1 protein-coding gene is annotated in these 342 nt (G+C 74.0%); it reads right to left on the reverse strand.

The genetic code is table 11. The features are described from left to right. Window positions 1-171 precede the first annotated feature (171 nt). Complete coding sequence (locus IWC96_RS00350) at window positions 172-321, reverse strand: PLP-dependent transferase (RefSeq protein WP_255552708.1); 150 nt, start codon at window positions 319-321, stop codon at window positions 172-174. Window positions 322-342 lie beyond the last annotated feature (21 nt).

The raw sequence follows: 342 nt of genomic DNA on the forward strand, positions 1-342 counted from the left end.
CAGCCAGACCTGCACGCTCCCGACGAGCGCATCCGCGTGCAGGTCTGGCTGCGCGGGATCGAGTTCTACCGCGACCTGCTGCGCGCGAGCTGACGTCGAAGCCGGCGGCGGGATCGCGCCGGAGGCTGCGCGGCCGCCCGGCCGGGCCCGGGTCGCCGCGGCGGTCGGGTCTCAGCCGAGCGCCTGCACCAGGTCGGCGATGATCTCGTCGGGATCCTCGAGGCCGATCGACAGTCGCACGGTCGTCTCGGAGATGCCCGCCGCGGCTCGCTGGTCGGGCGTCAGGTGGCTGTGGGTCATGGACGCCGGGTGGGCGACCATGACCCACAGCCACCTGACGCC

The sequence above is a fragment of the Brevundimonas sp. BAL450 genome (assembly GCF_015767455.1).
GTDB classification, from domain to species: domain Bacteria; phylum Pseudomonadota; class Alphaproteobacteria; order Caulobacterales; family Caulobacteraceae; genus Brevundimonas; species Brevundimonas abyssalis.